The sequence below is a fragment of the Pseudoalteromonas sp. SIMBA_162 genome (assembly GCF_046535955.1).
Taxonomy (GTDB): Bacteria; Pseudomonadota; Gammaproteobacteria; order Enterobacterales; family Alteromonadaceae; genus Pseudoalteromonas; species Pseudoalteromonas marina.
Genome location: NZ_JAWJBQ010000213.1, coordinates 1 through 300, shown reverse-complemented (window position 1 = coordinate 300; position 300 = coordinate 1). Strand labels below are relative to the sequence as shown.

The following is a 300-nucleotide window of genomic DNA, read 5'->3' as shown; positions in this document are numbered from 1 at the left end:
GGCGGTAGCCGTCGCGCTCCATGCAGTATTTCAGCAGTGTCTGCTTCTCGTTGGCGGACTTGTCGGTCAGGCCAAGCTCGTACTGGCAGCCCGCATAGGTATTGTGGGCTTGTGTGCTGTTGGCGCCGGGCTTTTCCCATTGCGCACGTGGGGTGGCGCAGGCGGAGAGCAGTGAGGTCAGCAGCAGGGATAGCAAGGCAAGACGCAGTGTGTGCATGGGGCATCCTGAGGGATGTAGCGCGTTGGGGAGTGCGTCGCAGGCGCGAGCAAGCAGAAGGAAGCTTGTGAGGTAGGAAAAAC

1 protein-coding gene is annotated in these 300 nt (G+C 61.0%); it reads right to left on the bottom strand.

Annotated elements, in window-relative coordinates; translation table 11 throughout:
* Positions 1 to 217, bottom strand: a 217-nt coding sequence (locus R0J88_RS19420) for a hypothetical protein (protein WP_410900786.1), incomplete at its 3' end; no start/stop codon positions are given.
* Between the last annotated feature and the right edge of the window lie 83 nt (positions 218 to 300).